Raw genomic sequence first — 25085 nt, forward strand, 5'->3', positions numbered from 1 at the left:
GGACCGGCATCGGAGCGGAGCCCATTTGCACCTATGGGCTCCGCTCCGCAGTTCATCCCCGCTTGCTGGGATCGATCAGATATTTCTCGCCCGTCGCCTTGCCCTGATAGGCCTGGACGACATCGGGCTGCAGCGCTTCGGCGAGGCCGATGGTGCGCGTATAGTGGCTGGCGAATGTGGTCTTGAGTTCGTCGAGCACGCGCTGGCGCATGCGCCCCACCACTTCCGGCCCGGCCTTTGCCATGAACGGCGTCAGCAGCCAGCCGCCCACATCCCATGACAGGCCGAAATTCCGGTCGAGGATCGTCGGGCCGGTATCGAGCATGCCATAGATATAGACCTGTTTGGGGCTGCTCGATCCGTAACGGCTATAGGCCGCGCCGCGGCTCGCCACGAGTTCCATCGCGTGCAGGATCTGGCTGGTCAGCTTGCCGCCGCCGATCGCGTCGAAGCCGAGCGTGGCGCCCGTCGCCGCCAATGCCTCAACCAGCTTCTCCTCGAAATCGGGTGCGCTGCTGTCGACGATCCATTCGGCGCCGATCTCGCGCAGGATCGCGGCCTGCTCGTCGCGGCGCACGATGTTCACCAGCGGAATGCCGTCGGCCAGGCAGATGCGGTTGAGCATCTGGCCGAGATTGGATGCGGCGGCGGTATGGACGAGCCCGCTATGCCCCTCGGCCTTCATCGTTTCGGTGAAGGCGAGCGCGGTCAGCGGATTGACGAACAAGGATGCGCCATCGGCGGCGCTCGCCCCCTTGGGCAGAACGACGCAGTCGCGCGCGCGCAGCTTGCGATATTGGGTGTACATCGCGCCGCCAAGCATACCGACGGTCTTGCCCAGCATATCCGCGACGTCCGCGCCGGCCCGCACGACGACGCCCGCGCCCTCATTGCCGACGGGCATCGATTCGCCCATCCGCGCCCGGACGACGCCCAGGCGCCGCTCCGGAATGGTCAGCGTCAGCACCGGCCGCTCGGCGGTACCGCCCGCGCGCATCGTCGCGACATCGGCGGGCCCGAGCAGCAGGCCGAGATCGGAAGGATTGATCGGCGCGGCCTGGACCTCGACGATCACTTCGTCGGCCTGCGGCTCTGCAAGTGCAACGCTTTCCAGGCTCAACCGAAGATCGCCTTCCTCGGTCACCAGCGAACGGATTTCCAATCCCTCGAACGCGTCCGTCATATCCGTCTCCATCAATCAGTCTCGAATTGCTACCCGTCTCCATACGTCATTACCATGTCCGCGCAAACTCGCGCGGATCATTGGCAGGCGGCTGGAACGCTGGCATGAGCGAACCATGTCCGCCGGCATATCGATCACCCCCGCTCGCACGCCCGAAGATCTCACCGCCGTCGCCGCGCTGTTCCGCGCCTATGAAGCGTCGCTCGACGTCGATCTGACCTATCAGGATTTCGCCGATGAGCTCGCGTCGCTGCCCGGCAAATATGCATCGCCGCGCGGCACTTTGCTGCTTGCGCGCAATGCCGATGGCGCGGCGCTGGGCTGCGTTGCCCTGCGCCCGATGGACGAGACGGGGCGATGCGAGATGAAGCGGCTCTATGTGTCTCCGGCCGGGCGCGGCCTGGGTCTCGGGCGCCGTCTCGTCGACGCGCTGATCGAAGCCGCGCGCGATATGGGCTATCGCGAAATGTGGCTGGATACGCTGCCCGACATGGCGGCCGCACAGCGCCTTTACCGTGCGATGGGATTCGAGCCGGTCGATCCCTATTATGAAACGCCGGTTGCCGGGACGGTCTTTCTGAAGCGCGTGCTTGCTTTCCCCGCGTTTTGAGTTGCAGTCTCGCGCCGCGATTGTGGGAGGGCAGACAGTGCATTTTTCGGATCCGGCCGTTGCGGCGGTCTTTGTCGAGTATGAACGGCGTGCGGCCGAGGATCAGGCACGGATGGCGACGCTCGGCAGTGCCGTGGCCGCGCATATCGACGAATTCCTGCTGCCGATCGGGCCCGATACCGGCCGTTTCCTGCACAGCCTGATCCTGGCGAAGCGCCCGGCACGGATACTCGAGCTCGGCACCAGCTACGGCTATTCCACGCTCATCCTCGCCGATGCGGCCCGCCAGGTCGGCAGCACGTTGATCACGATGGATCTGGCCGATTACAAACAGGCGCATGCCCGCGCGATGATCGAACGCGCCGGACTGTCCGACGTCGTCGAGTTCCGGCTGGGCGATGCGGTGGCGATGATCGGCGACGATCCAGGCCCCTTCGATCTCGTGCTGCTCGATATCTGGAAGGATCTCTACATACCCTGTCTGGAGGCGTTCCTGCCCAAGCTGTCGGAGGAAGCGATCGTGGTGGCCGACAATATGGTCGAGCCCGTCGCCGCCCGCGTCGAGGTCCGGAAATATCGCGACGCCGTCCGCGCACTGCCGGAACTGGAATCCGCGCTGCTGCCGATCGGCAGCGGGATCGAGCTTTCGGTCCGCTGGACCGCCGGCAACGACAAGCTCTGATCCGGACATGATCGCACGTCTCCGTCGCCTGTCGACACGGATTCCGGGCCCCGGCTGGATGATGCTCGCGCTGGCCCTCGGCTTTGCGGCGGGATCGACGACCGCGGGCGACCGACCCGACGGCATCGCCGTCGCGCGTCTGATCGGCGGGGTGTGGCTCGACGCGCTACGCATGACGATCGTACCGCTCGTCTTTGCGCTGGTGGTAACCGGCGTCGCCGATCTGGCGACCGCCGAGGATCATGCCGACCGGCGGATCGGACGACGCCTGCCGCTGGTGCTCGTCGCATTGCTGTTCATGGCCGGGATCGTCGCCGCGCTGATCGTCCCGCCCCTGCTCCACATGTTCCCGCTGTCGCCCGATGTGGTCGCCGCGCTGCGCGCCAATATCCCGGCAGCGGCGGCACCGGCGATCCCCTCGACCGCGGAAGCGATCGCCGCGCTGATGCCCGTCAATGTCGTCGCATCCGCGGCGCAAGGCGCCATCGTGCCGGTGGTGGTCTTCGCGCTGGTCCTCGGCATCGCGCTCGGCCGCGTCGAACGCACGCGGGCAGAAGCCACGCTGGCACCGTTCCGCGGGCTTGCCGACGCGATGATCGTCATCGTCGGCTGGGTGCTGCGCGCCGCGCCGATCGGGATCTTCGCGCTGGCACTGGTGATCGGCGCAACTGCCGGGGTCGGCGCGGCACTCGCGCTCGGCCATTATATCATCATCCAGATCGTCGTCGCGCTGGTGCTGACCGCGATCTGCTATCTGCTGGCACTCGGCCCCGGGCGCGTGCCGCTGTGGCGCTTCGCGCGCGCCATGGCACCGGCCCAGGCCGTCGCGGCGGGCACGCAATCGTCGATCGCCACGCTGCCGGCGATGCTGGCGAGCGCCGGACGCATCGGCATTGCGGAGCGCGACGCGGCGGTGATCCTGCCGCTGTCGGTCGCCGTGTTCAAGATCACGGCGCCGTCGGCATCACTGCTGTTCGGGCTGGCACTGGCATGGATGGCGGGGATCGAGGTCGCACCGCTGCAGATCGCGATCGCGATTCCGATCGCCGTGCTCTCGACACTGACCATCCTCGGCATGCCGGGCGTGGTCAGCTTCTTCGCGGCGGCGACGCCCACCGCGATGGCGCTGGGCGCACCGATCGAGCTTCTGCCGATCCTGCTGGCGGTGGACACCATCCCCGACATGTTCCGCACCGTCGCCAATGTGACGGCCGACGTGACCGCCGCGGCGATCGTCGCGCCGCCGGGCAGCGACACGGCGGCGCCGGAAATAGCGGAACCCTGAAAGTGAGCGCATCGCGCTGATCCGTCCCCGGATCGGCGATGCCGACACGGCCGATGCCGGCCATGTGACAGCGATCACAATCGCACTCTCCGGAAGCTGCCACACCTCCGTTCGTGCTCATCGAGCGCGATCGTCAACGGACGTCCAGGAGGTCATCATGAACAAGCTTATGCTCTATTCCGCCGCGCTCTTCGCCATCGGCGCGTCGACCGCCGTCCAGGCCGCCACGGTCGTGACCGGCGGTCGCTGTACCCAGAAGCAACTGTCGAACAAATTCACCAGTTGCGAGACCAGCACCTTCACCAACAAGGCCGGCCAGACCGGATATAAATGCACCTGCACCGACAGGCGGGTCGGGATCGCGCCCGATCGCGGTATCGAGGTTCGCCCGCTGGATGGACAGCCGCACTGACACCGGCCAGCCTGACGCGATCACAAAAGATTGTGCGAATGCTGCGATAACGTCTAGAGCAGTGATCCGACGAAAGCGGATCACTGCTCTGGATGTTTTGTTCTACCGCGATTTTCAAGTCGTTCGATGAGTCTATCGAACGCCTAATCATTCTAGGCGCAGCGTTCGCATAACAACCCGTTGCGGACTTTGGTAAAGTTCAGCACTCTGCCCTTCGGAGGTGTATCACGATGTCCGACCAGACATCTCTCCAGGCAGAATATGATCGGCTGTCGCTCTCGTTAAGGGCTATGGGTGCCGGGCTTTGGGATTATGACCTCGAGACCGACGAGCTGTTCTGCAGTGCACGCTGGTATGAAATATTGGGGCTCGATTCCCGGAAGACGCCGATCACTTCGATCGCGGACTTCAGACGCCATATCCATCCCGACGATGTGGATGCCGCGACCGCGATCGATTACGAAAAAGTATCGGGCCTGATCGCGAACGACGAGCGTTACCATGCCGAATTCCGGATCATCAGGCCGGATGGAGAAATACGCTGGCTCCGATCGGTCGCCTGCCTGACCCGGGACCAGGCAACCAATGGCGCACGCGCGGTCGGCTGCATCACCGATATCACCGAATCCCGCGCCGACAGGGACGGCATCGCATTGCCGACGACGCAAGCATCGCAGGCGCCGGCAGCGGACGGGGCCGAGCGCCCGGAACCATCGGACTCGGACGCGCAGATACTCAGCGAGCGGGAACGCGAATGCCTGCTATGGGTCAGCGTCGGCAAGACCGCGTGGGAAACGGCGGTGATCCTCGGGCTCAGCCGGCGCACGATCGAGTTCCATCTGAAGAACGCGGTGCGGAAACTCGGCGCCTCCAACAAGGTTCACGCGACCACCACCGCAATTCGCAATGGGCTGCTCTGAACGCCGGCAAAACCTTGTCGAAGGCGCCATCGCCCTAAAGCACGCGGGGCGATCGGATTGTCAATAACAGCGCGGATTCGCGCCGAGGCCTCGTAAAAATCCCAGTACCACCGCGCGCTCACGCCAACACAATAAGGGCGATAACGCTGAAAGCTTGGCATTTGATCGTCACCCCTTCGATCTCCACATTGACGATGATCCAATCCTCGCTTCGCACGGCGCTTCAAGGCGCAACCAACTATGGCGACGCCCTGATCTGGAACCAGATTGCCAAGGCACTCGGCAGCGTGCGGATCGAGATCGGCAGATCTCAGGCGGGTGCCGCTCTCGACAATCGAACGGAATCGCTGGAGGCCCACCCCACGGAAATTTCCGCGTGCACGCCCTCGATATCGGAACTCGAAGACCTGATTGTCGCGGCTCTGGTTCTGGCCGAAGCGCTCGAGCAGGACAGTGCCGCGCTGAGGCTCGACGAGGCGCTGATCAGCGTTACCGGCAAGGGAATTTCCCCCGAAGGTTGGCCGTCGGCATAGCGCGCTTTCCCCGGTCGAAAAATCTCATACGCCCGTCGCAGGGATACTGGCGGCCTCGCCGCCGATATCACAGGCACGATGGCCGAAAAGGAGATCGCGATGAAATCCCTGCTCGCATTGTTGCTCACTCTTCTCGCCTTGCCCGCCGCCGCGCAGGACGCGCCGGCCGGGCCGCCTTCCGGCGTCATCGAGCGCGCCGTCATGCTCGGCGAAGGCATATGGGCCGTGCCGGCGGTGATCACCCTGCCCACCGACAAACGAAAAGTGCCCGCGGTCGCGCTCCTCCATGGGTTCGGCCCCGGGACGCTCGATGCCGATGTCGGCCCCAACAAGATATTCCGCGAAACCGCCTGGGCGCTTGCGCAGCGCGGCGTTGCCAGCGTGCGGCACGCCAAGCGCACCACGGCGCACCGCGACCTCTTCCGCCAGCGTGGCAGCCACGCCACGGTTGCCGAGGAATGGATCGACGACGCCCGTGCGGCTGTCGCCGCGCTCCGGGATCAGCCGGAAATCGATACGGCCCGCATCTATGTCGCCGGGCACAGCGCCAGCGGCGCGATGGTGGCACGGATCGCGCGCGACGGCGGCTTGGCGGGCGCGATCCTGGTCAGTGGCGGCGCCACGCGCTTCCAGACGACGGGCGCGATGATCGTCGATCAGGCGCGCTATGTCGAAAGCCTCAACCCCGGTGACCCCGCCGCCGCGGAAGGCGCGCGCAAGACCGCGGCCGAGGCGCGCCGTATCGACGACCCGGCGGAGAAGAACGATGCGGAAGTGCTCCGCCATCCGCTCTGGTACTGGCGCTCGCTTGCTGCCTTCGATCCGGTCGCGGATATCGGCGCCCTCACCGCGAATGGCGGGCGGGTGCTGATCGTGCAGGGCGGGCGCGACTATCTGGTCGGCCCGCTCCAATGGGAGGGGTGGGCGAAGACGTTTGGCGATAATCCCGCCGTCACACGTCGCCTGCTGCCCGATCTCAACCATATGATGCAGGCGGGATCGGGCAAGATGCGCCCCGAGGAATATGGCGAACGCCGCCCGATTGCAGCCGCGTTCACCGATCTGCTCGCCAACTGGGTCAAGGGGAAATAAATCAAGGCGATCCCTGCTCCAGCCCGGCAACGACCGCGTCGATCGATGAGATCGTGCCGAAGATCCCGTCCTCGACGGTCACCATATGGATGGCCGCGTCGTGCGCATAGGCGTCGCCGCTCGCACAGCCATCCTCGACGGTGAGGCACTGATATTTCCGGTCGACCGCCTCGCGCAGCGTCGTGTGGACGCAGACATCGGTGGTGATCCCGCTGAACAGCAGATGCGTGATCCCCTGGGCACGCAGTACCAGTTCCAGGTCGGTCTGGTAGAATGCGCCATTGGCGGTCTTGTCGACGATGATGTCGCCCGGTCCCGGCCGGAGTTCTGGAACGATATCGAACCCCGGACTGCCGCGCAGCAACGCGGCATTGTCCCCGCTTTCGAGTGCGATGCCTGCCCGGTTCGCACGCCAGAGGTCGTAGGGCGAGGCATCGGCCAGGTCCGCCCGATTGCCCTGCCGGGTCCAGACGATGCGGCACCCGGCGTTCCGGGCCGCGGCGACAAGCCGGCGCACGCCGGGGATGATCGCGCGCAGCGGGGCGGGATCATAGCCCTTGCGCGCGAAATAACCGTCTTCGGCAAGGTAATTATTCTGCATGTCGATGACGAGCAGCGCGGTCTTTGCCGGATCCAGCCGCCCGTCATAGGGAAAGTCGAAGGGTCTCGCCGCGATCATCATCCTCACCCGCTCCATCGTTATTTCACGCCGATCCGGGCTTCGACGGTCCGTGGAACGCCGGAGAACCCGGTATCGGCAAAGCCGGTCGCTGGGCCGCTGGGGCCGTCCGACCGGCCGGACTCTACTGGGGCGGGAATGTGGCTGGCTATATCCTGAATATGACGGGTCATTGGGCGCGCGTTGCGGAGTGAGGACGTTGCGGCTCGCCCCTCTCCCACCTACAGCGGGCACCAATGACCTCTCCGATCCAAATCATCGACTATCGGCCTGACTGGCCGGCCGATTATCAGCGACTTGCCGCGATCCTCCGCGGGATCGCGCCGCCGCGGTCGCGCCTGCATCATATCGGATCCACCGCCGTCCCGGGCCTGTCGGCGAAGGACGTGATCGACATCCAGCTGACCGTCGACGATCTCGCCGATGTCGATATCGCGGCCTTTGGCGATGCCGGCTTCACGACGCGCCTGGGCCTGAAGGATCATTCTCCGCCCGGCATCGACTTGCCCGAGGAGGAGCTGTCGAAGCTGTTCTTCAAGGCATCGCAGCGCCCCGCCAATCTCCATGTCCGCCAAAGCGGGCGCTTCAACCAGCGCTATCCGCTGCTGTGCCGCGACTATCTGCGCGCGCACCCCGATGCCGCGAGAGCCTATGAAGCGGTCAAACGCAATCTGGCGCGGCATTTCCCCAACGACGCCGATGCCTATTACGACATCAAGGACCCCGTGTTCGACATCATCATGGCCGGCGCGAACCTATGGGCGGAAAACATGTCGTGGCGGGAACCTGCCAGCGACTGAACGCGCTTAGCGTCAACGACAACATGGCGCACATTCCGAAACAGTTCTTCCAGGAAGTGTTTAGATTACGGTTTTTCGCTCGAAATCCGCTAGCAAATCCCAGAGGCGCTGTTGATCGGCCCCGATGCCCGTGCCTTCCACGACGTTTCTCACGGCATAATATTCGACCTCTGAGCGGATGACGCCACGGCTGAGGATTTTCGCGATCCTTTTCATGAAACGGAGACGAATGGCCGAGAATGTTGAAAGCCCCTCCGCACTGAAGATCGCATCCAGTCTGGCGACATCTTCCTGTGGGAGGCGATCTGCATCTTCCATGAAATCGCCAATCATCATCGCCAATCCCTGACGAGCCCGCGACGCCGATTTCAGCGCCATCGCATCCAGACAGATGATCGGATGGACTTCGGGAGGCATGTCGACCAGGAATGGCATCATATGCTCGATATATTTGGCAGACCATGCCCTCAACGTCTCGTACTCACCTGCCTTTATTGTCATGAGCATCCGTTCCAGCTTCGAGACATCCTATTCCAGGGCAACCGCACTCGCCACCTTGATCGACAAGCGGTGAAGCAGGTCTCGCGATTCACCCGGCCACACCGAATCCCGCAATCTCGACGACAGTCGCGAGCGCATCGTCCGGCAAAATCTCCAGATCGAGCAATGCCCGATAGGGATCGCCCGCCAATCCCAGCACGACCGCGAAGGCAGGTTCGGTCTTCGCGCCCGAATGACGGGCCCGCATGATCGCGGACCTCAACCCCTCCCCGCCCATCGCAAGCAGGCGCCGTTCGACCAGGAAATGGCGCCAGCCGTCCTGTTCCGTCACCGCGACCGCCTGACCGAATATCTCGAACGGCCAGCCATGCATCTCGAAGCCGGCGACGATCGCGCGTCCCTCCCCCACCCATTGCCGGATCGAGAAGCTGTCGGCGTCGCGAAAATTGTCCCACAATGTCCCGGCGAACACCGCCGCGTCGGAACAATGGCACAGAATGTCGATATCGCTGCTCGGCAGGTCGAGCCCGAGCGGCGGCGTGCCCGCGACGTGCGGGTCGAACCCGGCCAGCACCTCCAGCACGCGCGACTTCCGGATCGCCTCGAGATAGTCTGGCCGCGCCATGATCGGTGCTTATCCGATCGCGGCCCGGTTTCGCCACCCTGACAGTCAACAGCTTCTGCCGTTCGGCAAAGCCCGGGCTTGCCGCCCGATCGACAAGCCCCCTACACAGGCACGCAGCAGAGGGCCGTGACGCCGCTCGCATCGGGAGGGAATGATGACGGATACCGGCCTGGATGCCGCGGAGCGGGCGATCGTGGCAAAGGTCGCGCGGCGGCTGATCCCCTTTCTCGCGCTCCTCTATTTCGTGTCGTTCCTCGATCGGGTGAATGTCGGCTTCGCGGCGCTGACGATGAACCAGGATATCGGCCTGGACGCGCGCGCCTATGGTTTCGGCGCGGGCATCTTCTTCCTCGGCTATTTCGTCTTCGAAGTGCCGTCGAACCTGATCATGAAGCGCGTCGGCGCGCGGCGCTGGATCGCGCGGATCATGATCAGCTGGGGGATCGTCTCGGCATCGATGGCGTTCGCGACCGGCCCGGTCAGCTTCTGGTGCCTGCGTTTCCTGCTCGGCCTCGCCGAAGCGGGCTTCTTCCCCGGCATGATCCTCTATCTCACTTACTGGTTTCCCAAGGAGACGCGCGGCCGCGTCATGGGTGGCTTCCTGATCGCGATCCCGTTGTCGAGCGCGCTCGGCGCGCCCTTGTCGACCGCATTGCTCGAAACCAGCCTGTTCGGGCTCAGGGGATGGCAGACGATGTTCATCGTCGAGGGGCTGCCCGCGGTGCTGCTCGGCGTCGCCGTGCTGTTCCTGATGCCCGACGGGCCGCGAGACGCGAAATTCCTTTCCCCCGAGGAGCGCGCCCGGCTGGCAGCGGTGCTCGAGCGCGAGGGCGCGCAGGCGACGCACGCCTCGCTGCGCGACGGGCTGATGAGCGGCGCGGTCTGGCGCTTTGCATTGATCTATCTCGGCCTCGTCATCGGGCTGTACGGCTTCGGTTTCTGGGCACCGCAAATGGTCAAGTCGCTCGGCGACCTTTCGACCTTCCAGGTCGGCCTGGTCAGCATGGGGCCGTTCGCGCTCGGCGCATTGGCGATGCACTATTGGGGGCGACGCTCGGATCGATCGGACAAGCGCAACCTCTTCCTCGCCATTCCCACCTTTGTCGGCGCGGCGGGCTTCGCGGTCAGCGCGATCTCGACCGATCCGGTGCTAACCATGGCGGCGTTCACCGTCGCGGCGATCGGCATCTACGCGTCGCTGCCGGTATTCTGGACGCTGCCCACCGCGATGCTGACCGGCACCGCGGCAGCCGGCGGAATCGCGCTGATCAATTCGATCGGCAATCTCGGCGGCTATGTCGGCCCGGTCGCGGTCGGCTGGCTCCACGCCCGTACCGGCAGCTATGCCGGCGGAATGGTCGCGCTTGGTGCCGGGCTGGCAGCGGCCGGACTGCTGGCACTGACCAGTCGCCGGACCAAGGCAGCGACGACGCCTTGATCGGGATCAGGCGGCGGACGCGGCGCGGCTCGTCGCACAGTCTCCATCCGCATCCAGCGCGCGGAAACGCGCATCGAAATCGGCTGCGATATTGGCCAGCGTCACGCGCCCCAATGTCGCGATCAGCAATGCCTCGGCGGTGCGAAAGGCATCGGCCATTGAGGCATTGACTGCCTGTTCGACCAGGCATTCGGGCATGTCGGTGGCGGGGCCGATCGCGAAAATGCCCGGCTCCCCTACGGCGCGATGGATGTCGAGCATGGTGATGGCGGCAAGCGGCCGTTCGAGTGTCCAGCCGCCGCCATGGCCCTTTTCGGAGCGGACATAGCCGGCGTCGCGCAGCCCGGCCATGGTCCGGCGAACGACCACGGCATTGGTGCCGAGCATCTTCGCCACCACTTCCGAGGTCACCGGTCCCTCCATCCGATCCATATGGATCAGGACGTGGAGCATTCGCGACAAGCGCCCGTCCCGCTGCATTCCGGCCTCCATCACTTTCGCCTGTCCGCCAGCATACACGCAACTCTTGATGTTGCGAAATCCTAAAATCGATGCAATACGCAACTTCATAAGTGTCGTGAGTCGGGCCACCTCGTTGTTCCCGACCGGAACGGGAGATTTGCGTGATCCATGACGTCATCATCGTCGGCGGCAGCTTCGCCGGCCAATCCGCCGCAATGCAATTGGCGCGGGCGCGCCGCCGCGTGCTGCTGGTCGATTCCGGCCTGCCGCGCAACCGCTTCGCCGAAGCATCGCACGGTTTCCTGGGCCAGGACGGACAGGCGCCCGAGGCGATCGTCCGCGAAGCCACGCGCCAGCTGCTTGCCTATCCCACGGTCGAGATCGCACATGACGAAGCCCAGGCGGCGCGCGTCGATGGCGGCGTCCTGCATGTCATACTCGCCACCGGACAGGCGCATCGCACGCGCCGCCTGATCCTCGCGACCGGCCTGGTCGACGAACTGCCCGCGATACCGGGTATGAGCGAGCGCTGGGGCGCGACCGTGCTCCACTGCCCTTATTGCCACGGCTATGAAGTGCGCGATCGGCCTTTGGGCATCATCGCCAACCATCCGATGTCGGCGCATCAGGCCGCATTGATCCCCGATTGGGGGCCGGCCACCTACTTCACCCAGGGCAGTTTCGAGCCCGATGACGAGCATCTCGCGCTGCTCGCCGCGCGCGGCGTGACGATCGAGCGCAGCCCCGTCGTCGAATTGCTCGGCCACGCCCCGACCCTGTCCGCCGTCCGCCTGGCCGATGGCCGTACCGTGCCGGTCGAGGCGGTGTTCACCGCGCCCAGGACGCGCATGGCCAGCCCGATCGCCGAACAACTCGGCTGCGCGTTCGAGGACGGACCGATGGGCAGCTATATCCGGGTCGATGCCTGGGGCGCGACCTCCGTGCCCCGCGTCTATGCGGCGGGCGATGCGGCCAGCCCGATGCACAATGCGACGCTGGCCTCGGCCTTCGGCGTGATGGCCGGTGTCGGCGCGCATCAGTCGCTTGTGCGCGGAGCATAGGCCTTCATGATCGTCATTCCGGCGAAAGCCGGACTCTCTGGACTGGCGCCCGAGACTCCAACCTGCGCCGGAATGATATCGTATTTTCAATCAGATAATTCTATATCCTGAAAACTTATCTAATGAAGGAGCACCTTCAGCCAGCAGCCAGCTTGTCGAATTCGCTCGCATCCCCGGTCCGGACGAAGATCTTCTGCGAGACCGTGGTCTGGACATAGGTCGCGTTCGGCGCGGTCGACAGGCTGGCGAAATTGGTCATCGTCAGTCGGCCGCTGGTCAGATCCAGACATCCCGCAAGCGAGACGGCCGGCCCGGGCAGGCTGGGCAAGCCGGTGATCGCAGTCGACTGGAGCGTAAGCCCGCTCGACCGCGCATTGATATCGGTCACGCCCTCAATCGGGCATGTGCTGCCGTTCCAGTACATTTTTCCCTGCGCCCAGCCGAAGAGCGAACCGGTATAGGGATAGACCTCGATCTGCAGCAAAGTACCGTCGTCGCTGCGCCATGTGCCCGCCAGCGGATCCGCCATCGGCGCATCGAGCACGGGGCGCGGCGGATCCGCGTCCGGCACATCGGTCGCGGTGCGGAAATAGGTGAGCTTGTCGATATAGGTTCCCGCGGCCGCCAGCCCCGGGAAATTGCTGCTCGCGACCATTGCATGCGCCAGGACCAGCGATTCCTTGCCGTTCTCGATGCTGATCTGGCCGCTCAGCCCCGACGACCAGTTCCAGCTCGGATCGCCCTGCCCGGCGACGATCGAATGCCATTCGATCGCCAGCGCGACGGCCTGGCCGGCCTGGGGTGTCGGATTGCCGGGCTGCTGATAGCCGATGACCATATATTTGCCCGTCGATCCGGTCGTGGAGGAATAATTTCCCCAGACCAGATTGGTGTCGAGCTGGGTGAGGACCATCTGCGATCCATATTCGTTTTGCCATGTACCTACGAGAGTCATGTCGATTTCCTCAGATATGATGTGAAGAATCTGGATCGGTGGCTATGCCATGGTCTTGCCGCGAACGACTTCGCGTTCGCCGAAGGTGCGGCCGATCCCCTCCGAGGGTGGCGTGACGATCTTGGGGCCGCCGGGCTTGTTGAAGACCCACATGCCGACGGGTGCCAGCGAGAAGCGGTTGCCGCCGCACTGGACGACACGATATTCGTGAACGGTGTAGCAGCTTTCCATCACGACCGAGCCGACCAGGACCAGCCCCTTCAGGCCGAGCGGCTGGAATTGCGGCAGCGTCTTGCCCTGATCGGGGCCTGCCTGGATCGTCACATTATAGAGATTTGGCGGGATGGTGATCGCGCCGCCATTGGGGAAGGCCATCCGCACCAGCGGATTGCCCTGGGATTTGATCAGCGCGAGCGTCTGATTCATGATGTCGTCGTCGCCCTTGAACTGCGACGATCCGGAATCCAGCGCGAACTGGACGTTGCCGGCGACCTGCGTATTCCCGACGAAATAGCCCTTGAGGTTGGCGGTCCAGATATATTCGACGCCGGGGAATTGATCATAGGGCGTCCAGGGCAGGAAAATGCCCTCGCCCTCGATATATTTGGCCGGATCGACACCGCCGATCAGGCACGATCCCTTCGACGTCGACGGATTCCAGTCGAAACAGACAAAGGGATAGGTGGGCGAAATCATCCCGGCATTCATCATGTCCTGCACGATGAAGCTGGTATCGCCCTGCTTGTACGCGCTGCCCGATGGAATGCCGATGCCGCCGTCCCAGTCGAGCTGAGCGAATTGCGAACCCGAATATTCGGACGAAAGATACAGGACCAGCGGCAGCGCCCTGCCGTTCGGCAAGGCCAGCAGGTCCTTGCCGGTCTCCACCTTCATCGTGCCCCAGGGACCGAAGCTGAAGTCGACATCGATACAGTCGACCCAGGAATAGGTCGACGATTTCTGATAGTCGAAGCGCGCGCCGCTATAATGCTGGCAACTGGTCGGCGCGCAGAGCGTCGATGTGGTCCAGACCATGTTCGTGCCGGTGTCGATCGCGAATTTCAGCGGTTGGCCCGGCGTGCCCAGAGTCGTCTGGGTATACCAGGGGCTCGCGCCGTTATTCTGATAGGGGCCGCGTTGCATGTCGAACGAAATGCCGCCTGTCGGAACCTGTGGATCCGTCATTATCCTCTTCCCTCTGTTGGAATCGACGCGCCGTCACACCGGCCGTCCAAACACCTCCCTGGCCTGGCCCCGTGTGATGAACCCGTTCTTGAGATCACGCTCTATATCGGCGTGTGGACGGTCGGCGGGTGGGCCGTAGCCCCCCCCGGTTGCGGTGATGACGCGGATCGTCTCGCCCTTCGCGACACGCAGTCCGGTCACCATGGTATGCGGCTCCTGCGAGCCATCGGCGCGGAATACCAACGCGCCATTATGCGATCCTTCATGCCCGCCCGCGGCACCCCAGGGGCGCGAGACCGTCCGCGTCGAGGAAAAGGTGAGGAACGCCTCCTCCGCGGTGATGCGGTAATCGAGCACGACGCCCTTGCCGCCGCGGAACCGGCCCTCGCCGCCGGGATCGTCGTGAAAGGCGTAACGGTCGATCTCGAAGCCGTAACGGCTCTCGGCCAGTTCGATCGGGATGTTGAAAGTCTCGCCATTGCCGCAGCAGAACTGGCCATTGTCGCCATCGGCATCGGCCGAAGCGCCCCAGCCGCCGAGCAGCGGCTCGCCCATCACGAACAATTCGCCGGTGCGCGGATGCATGCCCGAGATGAAGGTGGCGCCGACGCTGCGCGTATGGCCGACGGGCAGGCGATCGGTCATATGCGGCATCAGCGCGCGCCACATCACCTCGATCGCGGCGATCATCGATTCATAATAGACCGAAACCGGCGCCGGACTTTGCGCCGACAGGATCGTGCCCGGCGGGCAGACCACCTCCAGCGCGCGGAAACAGCCGCCATTGGCCGGAATCTGCGGATCGGTCACCGCCTTGAACGCACAGCGCGCCGCGGTGACCAGCCCCGCAAAGCTGGTGTTGATCGGACCGGGCGCCTGTACCGACGTGCCGGTGAAATCGGCGACCATCCGATCGCCCGCGATCGTCACCTTGACCTTAATCGCAAAGGGGCCGCCGCCCAGCCCGTCCTCCTCGATCACATCCTCGGCCTCGAACACGCCCTGGGGCAGCCGCGTCAGCGCCGCGCGAGTCATCCGCTCGCCATAGTCGAGCAGTTCGCGCATCGCGCGCAGGACAAGGTCGAGCCCATATTTGTCGACCAGTTCGAGCATGCGGTTCGCTCCGACGCGGCACGCGGCGACGCCGGCATGGAGATCGCCGATCGTACTATCGGGCAACCGCACATTCGCCCGGATAATCTCTACGATACCGCGGTTTATCTTCCCTTCCTCGTAGAGTTTGAGAAAACGGAAATGCAGCCCTTCCTGGAAGATGTCGGTCGACTGGGTCGATGCGCTGCCGGCGAATGCGCCGCCGACTTCGGTCCAGTGCGCCTTGTTGACCGTCCAGCCGATCAGCCGCTCGCCATGGAAGACGGGCAGCAGGATGACGACGTCGGACAGATGCGTGCCGCCGCCCTCATAGGGGCTGTTGGTGATGAAGACGTCGCCGGGGCGGACATCGTCGGGGCCGGGATAATGGATCAGCGTGCTCTGCACCGCGGTGTCGAGCGTCGCGAGAAAGCCGGTGACGCCATTGCCCTGCGCCAGCAGATTGCCCGCCGCATCGGTTGCGCCGACCGCGAAATCGGTGGTTTCGTAGATGATCGGGCTCATCGACGTGCGGATCAGCGCGGCGAACATCTCGTCGCCGATCGCGACCAGCCCCTCCTGGATGATCTCGATCGTGAATGGATCGTCCTGCACGCTCACGCTGCCCCCTCGCCCAGATGGACATGATAATTGCCGAAGCGGTCGATCGAGACGCGGTGGCCGGGCGGCACGACCAAAGTCGCCGATGGTTCCTGCACCACGGCAGGCCCGGAAAAGCCCATGCCGGGCTCGAGGATCAGACCGTCATAGATCGCCGCGTCATGATCGCCGTGACGGTCGAACGACACGTGGCGCGTGCCCAATCGTGCCGCGTCGAGCCCGACGCCAGTTACCGCGCGCTCACGCAATGCCGGCTTGGGCACGTCGATCCGTGCGATCAGATGCGCGTTGACGATCTCGACACCGCTGTCGAGCCGATAGGTGTAGCGTTTCTCGTGAAGCGCATGGAACCGGTCGATCAGCCCCGACAGGCCGCCATCGGCCATCGGCACTTTCACCGTATGCTCCTGCCCCTGATAGCGCATGTCGGCGAAGCGTTCGAAACGCGGCGCCGCATCGGCGCCATCCTCCGCGAAATCGGTGACCGCCTGCGCTTCCAGCGCGGCGAACAGGGCCTCGACGCGCGCCTCGACGCCGTGCTTCAGGTCGATGACATGGGTCTGGAGATAGTCGCGGCGCAGATCCGACAGCAACATGCCCCAGGCCGAAAAGGCCGATGAATTGACGGGCACGATGACATGGCGGACGCCCAGTTCCTCGGCCAGCGCGACGCCGTGCATGGCCCCGCCCCCGCCGCAGACCATCAGCGCGAAGTCGCGCGGATCATGCCCCTTGTTGGTAGAGACCAGCCGCAACGCATTGACCATATTGGCATTTGCGATGCGGACGATGCCCGCGGCAAGCTGCGCCTTGTCCATTCCCAGCCGTTCGCCGAGCGGCGCGAAGGCGCGGTCGATCGCGTCCCAGTCGGGCGTGACCTCACCACCGACAAAGGTCGCCGGATCGATCCGCCCCAGCACCAGATTGGCATCGGTCGTGGTCGGCTGCTCGCCGCCGCGGCCATAGGCGGCCGGGCCCGGCCGGGCGCCCGCCGATTTCGGGCCGACATGCAGCTTTCCGCCATCATCGACCCAGGCGATCGATCCGCCGCCATTGCCGATCTCGACGATCTCGGCGACCGCGGTCTGGATGGGATAGCCCGGGCGGCGGCGATCGCGCTCGATATAATAATCGGTCGCGACCTTGACCTCGCCGCCCTCGATCAGCGCGCATTTGGCGGTGGTGCCGCCAATGTCGAGCACCAGCAATTCGGGCTCGTCGATCAGGCGGCCGAGCGCCGCCGCTGCGAAGATGCCCGATGCCGGGCCGGATTCGACCATGGTGATCGGATTGCGCCGGACCGCAGCGACCGTCGCGACCCCGCCGTTCGACTGCATGATATAGGGGGCGCCCGCCATGCCGGCCCGGTTCAGCTTGCGCTCCAGCGCCCCGACATAGCGCTCGACGACGGGCGCGACATAGGCGGACAGCACCGTGGTCGAGCTGCGTTCATATTCGCGCCATTCGCGGCTGATCTCGTGGCTGGCGATCACCGACGCCTCGGGCATCAACGCGCGCAACCGTGCCGCGACCGCCCGTTCATTGTCGGGATTGGCATAGGCGTGGAGGAAGCAGATCGCGACCGCCCCTACGCCCTCGGCCCGGAAATGCGCGACCGCTGCGTCGAGATCGGCAAGATCCGGCGCGCGGACCACCCTCCCCGCCACATCGGTCCGCTCACCCACTTCGCGCCGCAAATGGCGCTCGACGAAGGGCGGCGGCTTGCGGAAGTTGAAGTTGAACAGGTCGGGCCGGTTGCCGCGCGCAATCTCCAGCACGTCGCGAAAGCCGGCGGTGGTGATCAGCCCCGTCAGGGCGCCCTTGCGCTCGGTGAGCGCGTTGATCACCACCGTCGAGCCATGGGCGAGGAAACCGACCGTGCCCAGGTCGATACCGGCCTTGGCGAGGCCCGCCATCACGCCATCCTCGAAATCGGGTGGCGTGGTGTCGACCTTGGCGGCGTGAACCGCCCCGGTCTCCCCCGTCTCGTCGTCCACCGCATACCAGACGAGATCGGTGAACGTGCCGCCGACATCGCTCGCTACTCTGAGCTTGATGGTCATCGAATTTGCGCCGGTCTCAGAAATTATAGCGCAGGTCGAGGCGCCACACCCGCGGCGCCGCGGCATGGGAAAAGCCGCCCAGGACATATTCGGAATTATAGACGCGGTCGAAAGCGTTCTCGACCGAACCCGTCAGCGTCCATTTGCCGCCCGGATCCTCGACGCCGAGCCGGAAGTCCGCCAGGCTCACATTCGAGCGCGCGGTGGTGTTCTCGGGATCCCAATATTGCTTGCCGAGCCGGCGATAATCGGCGCGCGCGAACAGGCCGAGCCAATCGGTGATCGGCGTGCGATATTGCGCCCCGAGATTGATCGTGGTCTTGGGCACATAGGGTGCCCGGTTGCCGATATCGGCAGGGGTCACCGCATAACGCTGGATCTCGCTGTCGGTATAGCCGAAGCCCGCATAAGCCGAGAGGCCGCCCTTGAGATTGGCGGTCGCCAGCATCTCGAAGCCGGTCAGGCGGACACGATCGATCGGCACCAGCACCTGCGCGCCGATCGCGCCGATGAAGACGAAATATTGCTGGTTGGTGACGCGGGTGTCGAAGGCGGCGCCGTCCAGCCGGATCCGGCCATTGGCGAATTGCAGCTTCGCGCCGGCTTCGAATGAGCGGGTGTTTTCCTGCGGTACACGGTCGGACACGCCGGCAAGGCCGGCGGCCAGCGCCGCGGCGGCAGTGCCGTTCTGGTTGAACTGGCCGGAACGAAAACCGACACCATAGGTGGCGTAGAGGTTGATATCGTCGGTCGGCCGATAGGAAAGCGACGCGCGCGGCTGCCATTTGTCGAAGCTCGCGCGGTTGATCGCGCCCGGCACCCCACCCGTGTTGAACCGCGAGACGGTCTGGCGACGCGTCTCCTTGTCGTAACGCAGCGCCAGGTTGAGCTCGAGCCCCGAGACGATGTCATAGGCGATGTTGCCGAAACCGGCATAGTTGCGGTTGTCATTGTCGTCGCCGAAGAAGCTCAGCGTCGGATTGCTCCCGCCCGCCGGCCGCGGGCCATGTTCGACACGCTCTATGCCCGTCCCGCTGTCGAAGCCTGTGGTGGTCGAGACGAAGCGGTCGGAATCGAGGATATAGGCGCCGATCATCCAGCGCAGCCCCGTGCTCAACTTCGACGTCAGCCGCACTTCCTGGCTCAAGGCGGTGATGTCGATATATTGGGTCTGGGTGCCGTCCAGCCCGAAAATGTTGCGCGACGCGGTATAGGGCACCTGATCGCCGGCGACGAATTCCTCCAGCCGGTTATAGGCGGAGATCGCGGTCAGGGTCGCGAAGTCGAGATCGACATCGACCTTGAGCGAGATGTCGTCGATGTCGCGCACGTCGCGGCCGATATTGGTCGAATAAAAGGTCCGATCGACCAGATTGGCATCGGCCCGGCTGAAATCGAACGGATTGGCTGCGTTGAGCGACTTGCCGTCGGCCGCGAGGTTCGCCGGCTGATAGCGGAAGCCGAGCGCGCCGCCGCGCGTGCGCGACAGGGAACCGCGCAAATCGACGGTCACTCCGGCGCCGGGTTCCCAGCGCAGCAATCCGCTGATCGACAAATCGCGATAGGGATCCTGCTTCTTGCCGACCGTGATGTTCTGGAAATAGCCTTCGCGATCGACATAGCGACCGCCCAACCGGAACAGCAATTTATCGGGGACGATCGCGCCGCTCGCCGATCCTTCGAGCAGATATTCCTTGCCGGTCGCATAGCCGGCGCGGACATGGCCCTCGAAATCGTTGCGCGGCTGGCGGGTGGTGACGATGATCGCCCCGCCCGTCGCGTTGCGACCGTACAGCGCGCCCTGCGGCCCGCGCAGCACCTCGATCCGTTCGACATCGAACAATTCCTGCGCGAACTGGCGCGGATTGTTCTGCAGCACGCCGTCGACGACGACCGCGACCGGCGCCTCCGAATTGCGGACCTGGGTGATGCCGCGGATCGAGATCGCGCTGAGCCCCGAGCTTTCGGACTGGGCGATGGTGACATTGGGGGTCAGGCCGATGAAATCGCCGACCTGGTCGATCCGCGCATCGGTGATCTGCTGCTCGCTGAATGCGGTGACCGCGATCGGCACGTCCTGCAGCCGTTCCTCGCGATAGCGCGCGGTGATGACGATATCGCCGCCGCGATCCTCCGTCGCCTGCGCGTCCTGCGCGGATGCCTCGGACTGCGCGAGCGCGGGCGTCGTGCCGCCGATCAGCATCGTTCCGCCGAGAAGATAAGCGAGTGTCCGTCGTGCCATGTCGTGGCTTCCCCCCTGTTTTTGTGTCGACTGCAAACTGCGTGGCAATGCGGTCCCGGCGCAATGCGCAATGCCCGGGCGACGGAGATCAGGACGGGTGGTCAGTCGCGACGCGGCGCCTTCACCTACCCGAACGGGTAGTCGCCGCGATCAATCGATGCGGATGAGGCCCCGCTGGATCGCCGCGGAAACCGCGGCCGAACGCGAATGCGCGCCGAGCTTTTCATAAACGCGCTTCAGGTGGAATTTCACGGTGTTCTCGGACAGGTCGAGCTGGCGACCGATATCCTTGTTCGAGCGCCCGACGCACAATTGCCCGAGCACGGCGAGTTCGCGGCTCGACAATGACTCCCCGGTCGCGGACTGCTGAACGGGCAGCGACTGGCGCAGGCGCCGGGCATATACGCGAAGCGGATCGGGAAGCGTCGTGCCGCCGGCGCGCAGCACCGCGTTGAGCATCGGGTCGATCTCGATCACGACGCCGGTCACGACGCGGGGCACGCCGCGCGCGGCGGCATAATCGAGCGCGCCGACGATGCTCGCCATCATCGCCGGCGTATCGCCGCGCAGACGTGCGGTGCAGGCGAGCAGCGTATCGATCCGCGCCACATCGAGCGCCCGCCGCTGACGCGCTGCGGCATCGCGCAGCGGCTTGAGTATCTGCAGCGCCTTCGATGCCTGCCCGCTGCGCAGATGAAGCTGGGCAAGCGCGATGCCCGCTGTCGTGCGCGTGCGCCACTCGCCCGGATCGTCAGCGCGGCGGACAATGGCATCGAGCTGACGATCCGCCGCGAAGCGCGCGGCGACCTCCATATCCCCGCACGCGACATGCGCCTCGAGCCGCCACGCGTCGGCCAGCGCGGAAAGCTGGGGCAGCCCCCGCGCACGCGCCATCGCCTCAGTCCGGTCGAGCAGCGTCGCGAGTTCGTCCACGGCGCCGCGGTCGACCGCCAGCGAGACCGCGGTGAAACAGGCGACCGACAATATGTCGAGCCAGCTGTCATGCGCTTCCAATGCGTCGATAGCGGATTCGACGCGCCTTCGCGCCTCGTCGAGCGCACCACGCCAATAAAGGACATGCGCGAGCAGGCTGTTGCCGACCGCCTTGAGCGCGCGGTCCGATCCGTAATTCTCCTCGGCGGTGACCAGCGCGGCGCGGAACGCCGCCTCAGCCGTCTCGATATCGCCGCGATAGAAATGGCTCTGCGCCAGATGGAACTGGCAATAGGTCGCGCCCAGGGCGGAGCCGGCGGTCTCCATCGCCTTGATGCCCGCATCGCTGGCGCGTTCCGCCAGCGGGAAATCGCCCGCGCCAAGCGCACCCACCGCGACCGCCGCATGCAGCGTCGCGCGACCGAGATGGTCGTGCGGCGTCAGATGCGCGATCTGCGAGCCCAGCGCGGGCATCCAGTCGGCATCATGCACTTCATCGGCATAGGTGCGCAGCAGCGCGCCCAGAATGACATCGTCGCGCGCGCCATGTTCGTCGCCCTGGCCGGCGGCCAGCGCCCGTGCGCGATCGATGCAGCGCCGCGCTTCGTCGACCTCGCCATATTTGAGCAAAAGATAGCCATGGACGCGCAGCAGCGCCGGTTCGCGATCGATCTCGGCCGGATCGAACAGCGCCATCAGCCCGCGCGCGAAGCCGATGCCCTGATGCAGCACGATCTCCCACCCGCCGGCCCGGCCGACCAGATCGATGGCGGCGCGCAGATCGCCGCCGCGCTGCGCATGCTTGACCGCCTGGAGCGTGTCTCCGGCATCGGCGAAGCGCGCGGCGGCACGCCGATGCAGTGCGGTCGCGCGCGCCATATCATGCTGCAGCCGCTCACGCAGAAAGTCTCCGAACAGATGGTGATAGCGAAACCAGCGCCGTGCCGCGTCGAGCGGGATCAGCAGCGCTTCGAACCGTGCGAGTTCGGCCAATGCCTGGCGGCTGTCGTCGCGGCCGCGGATCGCATTGGCGGCATCGGCGTCGAAACTGTCGAGGATCGAGGTCTCGACCAGGAAATCCTGGAGCGCGGGTTCCAGATCGCCCAGCACCTGTTCGAGCAGATAGCGCCCGATCGCATCGCTATGCCCGGCAAAGGCACCGATCCGGCTGCCGCGGCTGCGGTCGCGATCGAGCCAGAGTTTCGCCAGTTGCAGCGCGACGGCCCAGCCCTCGGTCCGCGCATGGATCGTCGCGAGATCGTCGACGTCGAGCTGCCCTTCGAAGATCGTCGCCGCTTCGTCGATGGTGAGCGCGAGCATCGTCGCGTCGACGGCTGCGACCAGGCCCTGCGCCTCCAGGTCGGCGACGCGGATGTCGGGCCGGTCGCGCGTGCTGATCACGATATGCAGCCCCGACGCGACCCCGCGGATCAGCTGATTGACGGTCTCGTCGACCTCGGCGGAGCGCACGCGATGATAATCGTCGAGGATGATGACGGTGGTGCCGGGTTCACGCTCGATCGCAGTACGCAGCGCGTCACGGCGATAGGCGGCTTCGCTGAACGATGGCGCCTGGCTGGTCGCACCGGGCTCCACCGGCACCCCCGCCGCCTGGAGCGCAAGCGCAAGATCGGCCAGGAAGCGCGTGACCTCGCCATCATCCTCGTCGAGGCTGAGCCAGGCGACCTTGATCCCGTCGCGGCCGCGCAACCGTTCGAACCACTGCCCCAGCAACGTCGTCTTGCCAAAGCCGGCGGGCGACTGGGCGATGGTAAGCAAGGCACCCAGCGCCGCGTCGAGCTCCCCCAGCAACGCCTCGCGCACCGACGCGACGATGCGCTGGCGCGGTGGGCGCATTTTCCCCACCGGCGGAGCCGTTGGCGGCTCTGGTTCGGATCGGATGGTATCGGGTCTGGTTCTGGCCATGCTGTGCGCGGCGGAAGCTAACGCGATCGCGATCGAAGGGGAAGCGGGCGAAACTCGCCGACATGGCGCCACCGGGCAATGCCCCGTCGGCTTCCCGAAAGATTTTTCGCGCGCCGTTGAAGGAAATGCCGCACGACCGACTCAAGGGGAGGAATGACGACGGCATCGGGCCGTCCGGCGACACGGGAAGGACTGGGGACGAGCGGGCACCGGACGGAAGCGCGGCACGTGCGGGCGACGTGGGTGGCACGATCGGTGCTGCCGCACGAAGCGGGCGTGCGCGCCTGGCTGCGCCGCGCCCATGTGTCCGACGCGGAGGCCGACGATCTGGTGCAGGAGGCCTATTGCAGGCTCTCCGCGCTCGACGCGGTCGATCACATCACGCAACCCGGCGCCTATTTCTTCTCGATGGTCCGCAACCTGCTGGTGCGGCGGCTGCGCCAGATGCCCGTCGTCCAGTTCGAGACGATCGCCGAGATCGAGGCCGTGGTCGACCCGGCCGCCGGCCCCGAACGCGAGGTCGGCGCCCGGATCGATTATGCCCGGCTGCACGCGATGATGGCGGCGCTGCCCGAACGCACGCGCCGCGCGATCGAGCTCCGCCGGATCGAGGGCCTTTCCCAACGCGAGATCGCGGCGGAACTGGGCGTCAGCGAAGGCACGGTGGAGAATCTGGTCCATCGGGGCGTCCGCGCCATCGTCCAGTCATGGTCGGCGATCGGAAGCGCTGCGGAAGCCCCGACGGCCGGAAGAACCGGAAGAGCCGGCAAGGAGAAGCGGACATGACGGGCACGACACGCCCGAGCGCGACCGAAATCGCAGAGGAAGCCGCCGGCTGGGTCGCGCGGATGGACCGGGGCGACTGGAGCGAGGCGGACGAGGATGCGCTGGAGCGCTGGATGCGCAGCGATCCGCGGCGCGAAGGCGCGCTGCTCCAGGCACAGGCGGCCTGGATCTCCGCGGAGAATGCGCTTGCCCCCGCCCCCGCCGACATCGCGCCCGAAACGCGGCGCTGGAGCCGGCGTGGATTGCTCGCCGGCGGCGGCGCGGCAATCGCGGCGTCGGCCGCGGGGATGTTCGTGTTTCTCCGCAGGCCGGCCCGATACGACACCGCACTGGGCGAAATCAGGCGCCTGCCGCTGGAGGACGGATCGGCGGTCGCGATCAACACCGCCAGCACGCTCGACATCGCCATGACCGACACGACACGGCGCGTGGCGATCGAGCGCGGTGAAGCCTGGTTCCAGGTGGCGAAGGATCGCGCCCGGCCCTTTGTGGTCGAGGCGGGCAATGTCCGCGTCCGCGCGGTGGGCACCGCCTTTTCGGTGCGGCGCCGCGCCGAGGGCGTCGATATCATCGTCACCGAGGGTGTGGTGGAGGCCTGGGTGGACGGCTCGGAACAGGTGCGCAGGCGGATCGCCGCGGGCTTTGGCGGCTTCGTTCGCGACGGCAGCCCGGTCGTCGACATCGCCGGGGGCAACGCGATCGATCGGCCGCTTGCATGGCGCAGCGGCAAGATCGACCTGGTCGGCACCACGATCGACCAGGCGGTGGCGGAGTTCAACCGCTACAATGCACGGCGGCTGGTGATCGCCGATGCCGATCTCGCGCGCCAGCAGGTGGACGGGATGTTCCGGACAAACGATCCGGAGGGGTTCGCCATAGCCATCCAAGGCTTGCTCGACGTGCCGGTCGACCTGTCGAACCCCGGCGAAATCCGCCTGGGCCGGGCGTCGAGCGGAAATTTGACGGTTCCGTGAAGGAAATGGGACGGTCGCCGACTCA

Annotated in this window: 23 protein-coding genes; 12 read left to right on the forward strand and 11 right to left on the reverse strand. The window is 65.5% G+C overall.

The features are described from left to right. Nucleotides 1-52: 52 nt before the first annotated feature. Nucleotides 53-1183: a zinc-binding dehydrogenase gene (locus AC3WN8_RS03740; RefSeq protein ID WP_492668043.1), complete on the reverse strand. Its 1131-nt coding sequence runs from the start codon at nucleotides 1181-1183 to the stop codon at nucleotides 53-55. 115 nt (nucleotides 1184-1298) lie between these two features. Between AC3WN8_RS03740 and AC3WN8_RS03745 the strand changes: the two genes are divergently transcribed. The 7 genes from AC3WN8_RS03745 (at nucleotide 1299) to AC3WN8_RS03775 (ending at nucleotide 6717) form a co-directional block, all read left to right on the forward strand. Then, entirely contained in the window at nucleotides 1299-1793 is a 495-nt protein-coding gene (locus AC3WN8_RS03745; protein ID WP_492668044.1) for a GNAT family N-acetyltransferase, read from the forward strand. Between the two features lie 37 nt (nucleotides 1794-1830). Beyond that, the gene (locus tag AC3WN8_RS03750; protein WP_492668045.1) at nucleotides 1831-2475 is read left to right on the forward strand and encodes an O-methyltransferase; all 645 of its coding nucleotides are present in this window, start codon (nucleotides 1831-1833) and stop codon (nucleotides 2473-2475) included. Between the two features lie 7 nt (nucleotides 2476-2482). Then, nucleotides 2483-3760 carry a dicarboxylate/amino acid:cation symporter gene (locus tag AC3WN8_RS03755; protein ID WP_492668046.1) on the forward strand — a complete coding sequence of 426 codons (1278 nt, stop codon included), beginning with the start codon at nucleotides 2483-2485 and terminating at the stop codon, nucleotides 3758-3760. A gap of 157 nt (nucleotides 3761-3917) precedes the next feature. Next, complete coding sequence (locus AC3WN8_RS03760) at nucleotides 3918-4172, forward strand: hypothetical protein (protein WP_492668047.1); 255 nt, start codon at nucleotides 3918-3920, stop codon at nucleotides 4170-4172. A 230-nt stretch (nucleotides 4173-4402) separates the two neighbouring features. After that, a complete protein-coding gene (locus AC3WN8_RS03765; RefSeq protein ID WP_492668048.1) occupies nucleotides 4403-5092 on the forward strand; it encodes a LuxR C-terminal-related transcriptional regulator in 690 nt (229 codons plus the stop codon). A 161-nt stretch (nucleotides 5093-5253) separates the two neighbouring features. After that, a complete protein-coding gene (locus tag AC3WN8_RS03770) occupies nucleotides 5254-5625 on the forward strand; it encodes a hypothetical protein (protein WP_492668049.1) in 372 nt (123 codons plus the stop codon). Between the two features lie 99 nt (nucleotides 5626-5724). After that, nucleotides 5725-6717 carry an alpha/beta hydrolase family protein gene (locus AC3WN8_RS03775; RefSeq protein ID WP_492668050.1) on the forward strand — a complete coding sequence of 331 codons (993 nt, stop codon included), beginning with the start codon at nucleotides 5725-5727 and terminating at the stop codon, nucleotides 6715-6717. Nucleotide 6718: 1 nt separating this feature from the next. Here AC3WN8_RS03775 and AC3WN8_RS03780 read toward each other — a convergent pair whose 3' ends face one another. Then, nucleotides 6719-7414, reverse strand: a complete 696-nt coding sequence (locus AC3WN8_RS03780) for a cysteine hydrolase family protein (RefSeq protein ID WP_492668051.1) — start codon at nucleotides 7412-7414, stop codon at nucleotides 6719-6721. Between the two features lie 218 nt (nucleotides 7415-7632). Here AC3WN8_RS03780 and AC3WN8_RS03785 point away from each other — a divergent pair, with 218 nt between their 5' ends. Next, complete coding sequence (locus AC3WN8_RS03785) at nucleotides 7633-8196, forward strand: GrpB family protein (RefSeq protein ID WP_492668052.1); 564 nt, start codon at nucleotides 7633-7635, stop codon at nucleotides 8194-8196. A gap of 60 nt (nucleotides 8197-8256) precedes the next feature. Here the strand turns inward: AC3WN8_RS03785 and AC3WN8_RS03790 are convergent, their stop codons facing one another. Both AC3WN8_RS03790 and AC3WN8_RS03795 read right to left on the reverse strand, forming a co-directional pair. Next, a complete protein-coding gene (locus AC3WN8_RS03790) occupies nucleotides 8257-8697 on the reverse strand; it encodes a hypothetical protein (protein WP_492668053.1) in 441 nt (146 codons plus the stop codon). Nucleotides 8698-8785: 88 nt separating this feature from the next. Continuing rightward, entirely contained in the window at nucleotides 8786-9322 is a 537-nt protein-coding gene (locus tag AC3WN8_RS03795) for a DUF4269 domain-containing protein (protein WP_492668054.1), read from the reverse strand. 154 nt (nucleotides 9323-9476) lie between these two features. On the opposite strand from AC3WN8_RS03795, the gene AC3WN8_RS03800 reads away from it, so the two are divergent. After that, a complete protein-coding gene (locus tag AC3WN8_RS03800; RefSeq protein ID WP_492668055.1) occupies nucleotides 9477-10760 on the forward strand; it encodes an MFS transporter in 1284 nt (427 codons plus the stop codon). A 6-nt stretch (nucleotides 10761-10766) separates the two neighbouring features. Here AC3WN8_RS03800 and AC3WN8_RS03805 read toward each other — a convergent pair whose 3' ends face one another. Further along, nucleotides 10767-11240 (reverse strand): Rrf2 family transcriptional regulator, encoded by a 474-nt coding sequence (locus tag AC3WN8_RS03805; RefSeq protein WP_492668056.1) that lies wholly within the window; start codon nucleotides 11238-11240, stop codon nucleotides 10767-10769. A gap of 146 nt (nucleotides 11241-11386) precedes the next feature. Between AC3WN8_RS03805 and AC3WN8_RS03810 the strand changes: the two genes are divergently transcribed. Beyond that, nucleotides 11387-12283, forward strand: coding sequence for an NAD(P)/FAD-dependent oxidoreductase (locus AC3WN8_RS03810; RefSeq protein WP_492668215.1), 897 nt, complete (start codon nucleotides 11387-11389; stop codon nucleotides 12281-12283). Nucleotides 12284-12419: 136 nt separating this feature from the next. Here AC3WN8_RS03810 and AC3WN8_RS03815 read toward each other — a convergent pair whose 3' ends face one another. The 6 genes from AC3WN8_RS03815 to AC3WN8_RS03840 form a co-directional block, all read right to left on the reverse strand. Then, nucleotides 12420-13238 carry an avidin/streptavidin family protein gene (locus tag AC3WN8_RS03815; RefSeq protein WP_492668057.1) on the reverse strand — a complete coding sequence of 273 codons (819 nt, stop codon included), beginning with the start codon at nucleotides 13236-13238 and terminating at the stop codon, nucleotides 12420-12422. Between the two features lie 42 nt (nucleotides 13239-13280). Beyond that, complete coding sequence (locus AC3WN8_RS03820) at nucleotides 13281-14423, reverse strand: pepsin-like aspartic protease (protein WP_492668058.1); 1143 nt, start codon at nucleotides 14421-14423, stop codon at nucleotides 13281-13283. A gap of 33 nt (nucleotides 14424-14456) precedes the next feature. Then, the gene (locus AC3WN8_RS03825; protein ID WP_492668059.1) at nucleotides 14457-16136 is read right to left on the reverse strand and encodes a hydantoinase B/oxoprolinase family protein; all 1680 of its coding nucleotides are present in this window, start codon (nucleotides 16134-16136) and stop codon (nucleotides 14457-14459) included. After that, nucleotides 16133-18199 (reverse strand): hydantoinase/oxoprolinase family protein, encoded by a 2067-nt coding sequence (locus AC3WN8_RS03830; protein WP_492668060.1) that lies wholly within the window; start codon nucleotides 18197-18199, stop codon nucleotides 16133-16135. Before AC3WN8_RS03830 ends, AC3WN8_RS03825 begins: the two co-directional genes overlap by 4 nt. 16 nt (nucleotides 18200-18215) lie before the next feature. Next, nucleotides 18216-20441, reverse strand: coding sequence for a TonB-dependent receptor (locus AC3WN8_RS03835; protein WP_492668061.1), 2226 nt, complete (start codon nucleotides 20439-20441; stop codon nucleotides 18216-18218). 150 nt (nucleotides 20442-20591) lie between these two features. Beyond that, entirely contained in the window at nucleotides 20592-23231 is a 2640-nt protein-coding gene (locus AC3WN8_RS03840; RefSeq protein WP_492668062.1) for a winged helix-turn-helix domain-containing protein, read from the reverse strand. 312 nt (nucleotides 23232-23543) lie between these two features. On the opposite strand from AC3WN8_RS03840, the gene AC3WN8_RS03845 reads away from it, so the two are divergent. Both AC3WN8_RS03845 and AC3WN8_RS03850 read left to right on the forward strand, forming a co-directional pair. Further along, the gene (locus tag AC3WN8_RS03845; protein ID WP_492668063.1) at nucleotides 23544-24086 is read left to right on the forward strand and encodes an RNA polymerase sigma factor; all 543 of its coding nucleotides are present in this window, start codon (nucleotides 23544-23546) and stop codon (nucleotides 24084-24086) included. Next, the gene (locus AC3WN8_RS03850; RefSeq protein WP_492668064.1) at nucleotides 24083-25060 is read left to right on the forward strand and encodes a FecR family protein; all 978 of its coding nucleotides are present in this window, start codon (nucleotides 24083-24085) and stop codon (nucleotides 25058-25060) included. The genes AC3WN8_RS03845 and AC3WN8_RS03850 overlap by 4 nt, the downstream gene beginning before the upstream one ends. The last annotated feature ends 25 nt before the right edge of the window (nucleotides 25061-25085 follow it).

The sequence above is a fragment of the Sphingobium sp. FW305-3-2-15-F-TSA7 genome, assembly GCF_058787155.1.